The sequence below is a fragment of the Zhongshania sp. genome, assembly GCF_041584495.1.
Classification (GTDB): Bacteria; Pseudomonadota; Gammaproteobacteria; order Pseudomonadales; family Spongiibacteraceae; genus Spongiibacter.
Genome location: NZ_JBFHDY010000042.1, coordinates 22,658 through 28,657, shown reverse-complemented (window position 1 = coordinate 28,657; position 6,000 = coordinate 22,658). Strand labels below are relative to the sequence as shown.

The window sequence follows — 6,000 nt, the reverse complement described above, 5'->3', positions numbered from 1 at the left end:
CGCGGCGATCAAAACATATTTTTTATCTTTGGGCTTTTCGCCCTCTATACGCCAACCCCTTAAGCGGGTTAGCGCCATAAACACCAAACGAAAAAAGCCACTAACCAATGGCGTTTTAAAAATTGTACGTGTTTGCATGAAATAACAACGCCTTAATGTCTTGGCCTAAACGCCAAGCGCGATTTGCGGAGCAGGAAAATTAGCAAAAGCAGAGCCAGAACAAGCACCCTGCTTTTGACGCGAGCACTTTAGATTACTCTTAATCTTTAAAATCTGCGGATTTGCCTTCACTGGTGGCGCCAATAGCCAGCATCACATCCTCAAAACTCAGCATGCCAGCATTCCAAGTTGCCTGATAATTCAGGGCGTCGGCTACACTGTGATCACGGCTATATAGCAACATTTGCTTAGTACCGCGAATGGCCAATGGCGATTTGCGTGCAATATCTTGAGCAAGCTCTGAAACCGACTCAATCATTTCTTCATAAGAGCCGTAAGCGCGATTAACCAAGCCAATTTTTTCGGCTTCAGCAGCGTAAACATTACGACCAGTATAGGCTAGTTCCCTGACAATTCCCTGGGGCACGATATGTGGCAAACGCTGTAAAGTACCAACATCAGCGACCATGCCGATATCAATTTCTTTTATAGAAAATTTCACGCCCTCACAGCAAAAGCGCATATCGCAGGCACTGACAATATCGACACCGCCGCCAACACAGCTGCCTTGAATTGCCGCAATAACAGGCTTGCGACAACGTTCAATAGCCGTAAGATTGCCCTGTAAGCGCAAAATAACGCAGCGAAATTGTTCAATAAACCGGGATTTTTCTACACCATCGGCGCCCTGACCAAGGCCAGCAAACATAGCCAGATCAATGCCCGCACAAAAATGTCGACCTTCACCACACAGCACCACTACACGTACACTTGGCTCGGTATCTAACCATTCAAAGCAGGCTTGAATTTCGGCCCACATTGGCTCATTCATTGCGTTAGCTTTCTCGGGGCGGTTTAAGGCGACCCACGCAACGTGCTCTTCTAACTGTACCGCTAATGTGGTGTACAGCGGAGGGGTAACAGTATTCATTATTATCTCCAGTCTTTTACATAATCGGCCATCTCTAGCGCCGGTAGCGGCTTGGCGCGACCATCACGGCTGCCAATATAAATAAAGCCCGCTATCTCTTCATTGGCCGAAAGTCCCAAGCCTGCCATAACATGGGCATCAAAGGCGTTAGACCCGGTGCGCCAAATACCCGCATAACCCAGCGCGTCCGTCGCTAATAAAATGCCGTGGGCGGCACAGGCTGCCGACATTTGCTGTTCAATGCGGGGGACTTTTAGATGTTCTTGTATGCAGCTAATAACCACAATAATAAGCGGCGCACGCAGCGGTTGCTGTCGGAAACGCTGGAGCTCGGCTTCGCCGATCGCAGGCTCTCGGTGCAAGGCCGCCTCGGCAAACAAATCCCCGAGCGCGCTCAAACCCGCACCCCGAATTTGCAAAAAACGCCACGGTCGCAAGCGACTGTGATCTGGCGCGCGCATTGCCGCCGCGAAAATTTCGGCCAATTCTTGCTCAGAAGGAGCAGGGCTTGCTAGCTTGGCAGCAGAGTTACGGTTTTTAAGTAAATCAAGCGCATCCATTAAACTTCTTGCCTCGCGCCAATGCGCAACTGCTTTAACTGACCGCTGTTCACAGCCTCGCCCGACTCATAGAATTGCTTCATGCTAAGTGCAATATCGTAAATTACGCCGCGAAATACTTTGCGCAGTAAACGCTCGTATAAAATACGCCCAAGTGAACCCCAGCGCATATCAAAAGCAAGGCTGGCTGTTAATGCGGTACGACTGTGGCCAGCGTCTTCAATCCGGTAGCGAAATATCGCCTGCCGAAATGGCGGCGGCGCGCCTTTATCACCTTTATGTAAGCGAATAACAAAGCCATGTCCTTCGTTCCATTCAGTCACGGTCTCATCTATCCCTTTTCCAGAGCGCTGATACACCCGCCGACTTGCGCCTAAGCCGCTCACATTCTCGCTGGTTATTTCAGTACGGGTAACCGCAGGAACATAGTTGTGGGCCAGCGACAAGTCTTTTAGCAAAGCCCACGCCTCTTCGCGGGGCAGATCAATAACGACTCGAGCCGTTGCCTCGTGCTTCATGGTAGATATCCTTAAGCAAAAAAAATCCCCCGACGCTGCGGGGGATATATTCAACCATGAATTCAAAGTGCTGTCTTGAGCAATAACGCCTGACTGGACACCGGAGCTATAATGTTCTCACTGAAAACATCTATTCTAGGGGAAATAAGCGGTCAAAATCGGCAGCGTAAAGAGATATCCACTCCTCAGCAGCCTCTTCGCTGCTAAGGATACGTGACTCTAGCTGCTCTACTTCACGCCGATAATGCTCAATTTGACACAATTGTTCGACCATTCTCGCCCGAAACACATCTTTTCCAGCGTGAAACTGAATACCTAATTGGTATTTTTCGCGCTGCGGCCGACACCAAACCACCGTACCACGACCACTTGATTCTTCAGAGATCGACGGCACATAAAACTCCACTCGACTCCCCGCTTTAATCTCACGGGCAACCAAACAGGACAAACCAGCCATACTCACATCATGCATATGTGCATGACGCGCTCCTGGCTCGCTAAGTATTTTCACATCCAGCGGTATATCACTGGGATGACGAACAAACTCTCTCATAACCCACTAGCCTTATACCAAATATACTCATGACATTTAGCCACAGGGCAGGGTTAATCTATATCCGTATTTTCCCGCAATAAAGTGCGCATTCCCCTATATCACTTATTTCAGCCATAGGGCAAAAGGCGACTCGATGTTTAGATCCACTTTAGCCGCCCAGCCCTTAATGCCAATTCCATCGCGGCTCATGCGCAAATCCTCACCGCCCAGCACATTCTCACCGAATTTATACAACACCTTAAAACCGACCTCACTCGCCTTCTTATCGTAAGCGGCGGCACGGTCACGACTTTGCTCCTGGCGCCCAAGATAGCTCTGCCAGGCTTTATCACCGTGGCGGCCCTGCAGTAATTTCTTACTTAAAGTCGGGGACAGTAACGTTGCCGAGGCATTGTTGCCACCAAAGCCTTTGGCATTTAAAACGGCAACATCTAAGCTGTCAGGCTCGACTTCTAAATGCTCCTTCTGCAAGCGCAAGTTGCTACTGTGCACGTCGTCGGCAATGTGATCAATCGTACTTATGCCTGGAATAATATTGTCGTTCCACACCCCCAAGCTGGCAATTAATTGATCGCCAGAAGCCGCACCAATACTGTGACCAATATAGGCCTTAATCGCCGCCACAGGCCATTTCTCAATACCAAAGGTTTTGGCAACTTCATTGAGGATATGAGATTCAGACACCCGGTTTTGCGGGGTACTGGTGCCATGTGACTGCACAAAACTACGATGTTTCACCGCTTTATCGCCGATAATGCCCGCCGCCGCCGCCAGCGCCTTTGCAACAGTGAGGTAATTACCGACCCCAGGTGAAGAAATCGATTTTTTATAACCGTCGGCGTTAACAAACACATCGGGTACCGAGCCATGTATTTGCGCGCCCAACTCCATCGCCAAATCATCGTCAAAGAGCACAATGAACTGCGATGATTCAGACACAGTAAAGCCACAGTTACTGCTAAAGGGACGGCTGGCCCGGCGGTGATCTGGCTCGGTTAAGCCCCTGCCTGCATCTAGCTTCACCAAATCGGCGTCAGAAGCAAGCGCACCCATGGTGTAATAGCCGTCAATGACATTTGGATCAACAGCCGACTCCGCCACACCAACCACGGCAACGCGAATTTTACCACTGCGTATTTCATTCACGGCTTGGCGTAAATTATAAAAGAAGGTAGCGCAAGCACCTAAGCTAGGTCCACTGGTACCCACACTACCCAACACATAGGCACTGACAAAATCAGCAGGCATATCCGCCAAGCCAAGCGCCAAGTTTTTCGAACTCACCCTGCCGCCATTCGCACGGGCCGACAGCAAACCGCCGAAGCCATTTTCGTCAAGCTGCGCCATCGCCGAACTGGCATACACCCCCATTTGATCTGGCTTTATGCGATCCATCACCGTTTGCCACTCAATTCCCATGGCGTTCAGCGCGTCCGAAACACCGCAAATTGCGAGTTGCAAACCCCGCGGATGGCTCCGCGACGCATACAATGCACTGGGATCAAAGCCCGTCGGAAATTGTCCCGCCGAAGAAACCTCTATCTTACGGGTAGTCGGCAACAAAATATTACAGCCATCACTAATTTTGACCGACACCTTACCGCCGCCAAGTTCTTGCACAGTCCAGCCCGCAGGAAGCTCATCAGGCAAATCCCTCGCCCGAGTCACAAACTGTAAATCACCGTCACAGCCACTCAAGGCCATACGCTTATTCCAGCCCACTTGATCGGTGTTAAAAACATCGCCTTCGATCTTACGGATTAGCGTATGTTCCAGAATATAGCGACGCTGCGCCTCATCATCGGCCATTTCTGGTGGCAAACCCATAATGGCAGATAGACTGCGGAAGGTCTGTCTCGCCTTTTCCTGAGATAGCGCGTCGATGACCATACGCCGATAACCATGATGAAAAGAGCTACGACCGGCGGGATTAACGCCACCAAAACCAACAATTACGGGAAGCTTACTCACACTTATTCCTTATCTTTAGCGATTGCTATTTCAGTAAGTAGTCTAACGATGTTAGGCTAATTGATATATATTATAATCGCCAAAAAATGAGACATATGTGCCAACCATGAAACGAGTCGCTCTTCTCGCTTTTCACGACGCCCTCGCCACAAGTATTAGCTTGCCAATGGAGCTTTTAACGGCGGCGAACAGTGTGTCTAAACTAAAAGACCGCTCACCCCTGCTTGAAATTGAAATTATCGGATTAGACCCCGCGCCTATTCACGTGTCTGGGGGCATGCAAATCACCCCCAACACCACACTTTGCACCGACGAAAACTACGACCTCGTCATTATTCCCAGCCGTTGGCGACACCCTCACCGAGGTGCACCTACCCGCCCTGAAATCCAAGATTGGTTAACACGGCAGGAACGTCGCGGCGCAGATATTTGCGCCGTAGGTAATGCCAGCTATTTTCTCGCTGAAGCGGGATTGCTAAACAACCAGGTAGCAACCACTCACTGGCACTATTTCGACGACTTCGCTAACCGCTACCCGCAAGTGATCCTGCATCGCGATTACCTCATTACCCAAGCAGACAACCTCTTCTGCACTGGTAGCGTTAACTCAGCAGCGGACTTAGTGATACACCTCATTGATCGTTATTGGGGCGCGTTAATTGCCCGTCGGGTAGCCCAGCAGTTCTCTCCAGAAAGCCGTCGCTCGTTCTCCCGCAACAGTTACCGAGTTGACCGCAATGACCTGCACCGCGATGAAACGATTGCCCTCGCCCAAAACTGGCTAGCAAGGCACCTAAACGAAGCATTTACCATCAAAGACCTTGCCCACCTCAGCGGCCTCAGCGAGCGCAGCTTTCATCGCCGGTTTAGGCAAGTCACTGGCCTACCGCCTCTGCAATACCTTCAGAAAATGCGCTTAGAATTAGCTCAAGACCTCTTGCAAAACAGTAATCTTTCCATTGAGGAAATAGGTCAGCAATGTGGCTATATCGACAGCAGCTATTTCTGCCGCCTATTCAAGCAACACAACACAAGTACCCCAGGTGAATATCGTCGTGCAGTACGCCGCAAACTATTCGAAGTAAACAGGTCAAACTAACGAGCATTTGAAAAGCCGGAATTTATGACCAGATACCCCATTTTCACTGCTTACCTTCCTTTACCACGCCGCAATCATGACAGGCATTTCAGCCGCCGTGATGGTAAGGCGCGCTCGCACTTCACTATGCATCGGAGCCAAGCTTATGGCCGCTCGGTTTATCTGTAGACTTTTCCTACTGTACTCAAACCCCAAGTCGCACTAGA

General features: G+C 50.1%; 6 protein-coding genes. 1 reads left to right on the top strand and 5 read right to left on the bottom strand.

Annotated features, from left to right (window positions below):
• Nucleotides 1–259: 259 nt before the first annotated feature.
• The 5 genes from ABYP33_RS09065 to ABYP33_RS09045 form a co-directional block, all read right to left on the bottom strand.
• A complete protein-coding gene (locus tag ABYP33_RS09065) occupies nucleotides 260–1,090 on the bottom strand; it encodes a crotonase/enoyl-CoA hydratase family protein (protein WP_373090480.1) in 831 nt (276 codons plus the stop codon).
• Between the two features lie 2 nt (nucleotides 1,091–1,092).
• The gene (locus ABYP33_RS09060) at nucleotides 1,093–1,650 is read right to left on the bottom strand and encodes a nitroreductase (protein WP_373090478.1); all 558 of its coding nucleotides are present in this window, start codon (nucleotides 1,648–1,650) and stop codon (nucleotides 1,093–1,095) included.
• Nucleotides 1,650–2,168 carry an SRPBCC family protein gene (locus ABYP33_RS09055; RefSeq protein ID WP_373090476.1) on the bottom strand — a complete coding sequence of 173 codons (519 nt, stop codon included), beginning with the start codon at nucleotides 2,166–2,168 and terminating at the stop codon, nucleotides 1,650–1,652. The genes ABYP33_RS09060 and ABYP33_RS09055 overlap by 1 nt, the downstream gene beginning before the upstream one ends.
• A 130-nt stretch (nucleotides 2,169–2,298) precedes the next feature.
• A complete protein-coding gene (locus tag ABYP33_RS09050) occupies nucleotides 2,299–2,721 on the bottom strand; it encodes a PilZ domain-containing protein (protein ID WP_373090475.1) in 423 nt (140 codons plus the stop codon).
• A 105-nt stretch (nucleotides 2,722–2,826) separates the two neighbouring features.
• Nucleotides 2,827–4,695, bottom strand: coding sequence for a beta-ketoacyl synthase (locus ABYP33_RS09045; protein ID WP_373090473.1), 1,869 nt, complete (start codon nucleotides 4,693–4,695; stop codon nucleotides 2,827–2,829).
• A gap of 106 nt (nucleotides 4,696–4,801) precedes the next feature.
• On the opposite strand from ABYP33_RS09045, the gene ABYP33_RS09040 reads away from it, so the two are divergent.
• Nucleotides 4,802–5,794: a GlxA family transcriptional regulator gene (locus ABYP33_RS09040; RefSeq protein WP_373090472.1), complete on the top strand. Its 993-nt coding sequence runs from the start codon at nucleotides 4,802–4,804 to the stop codon at nucleotides 5,792–5,794.
• Nucleotides 5,795–6,000 lie beyond the last annotated feature (206 nt).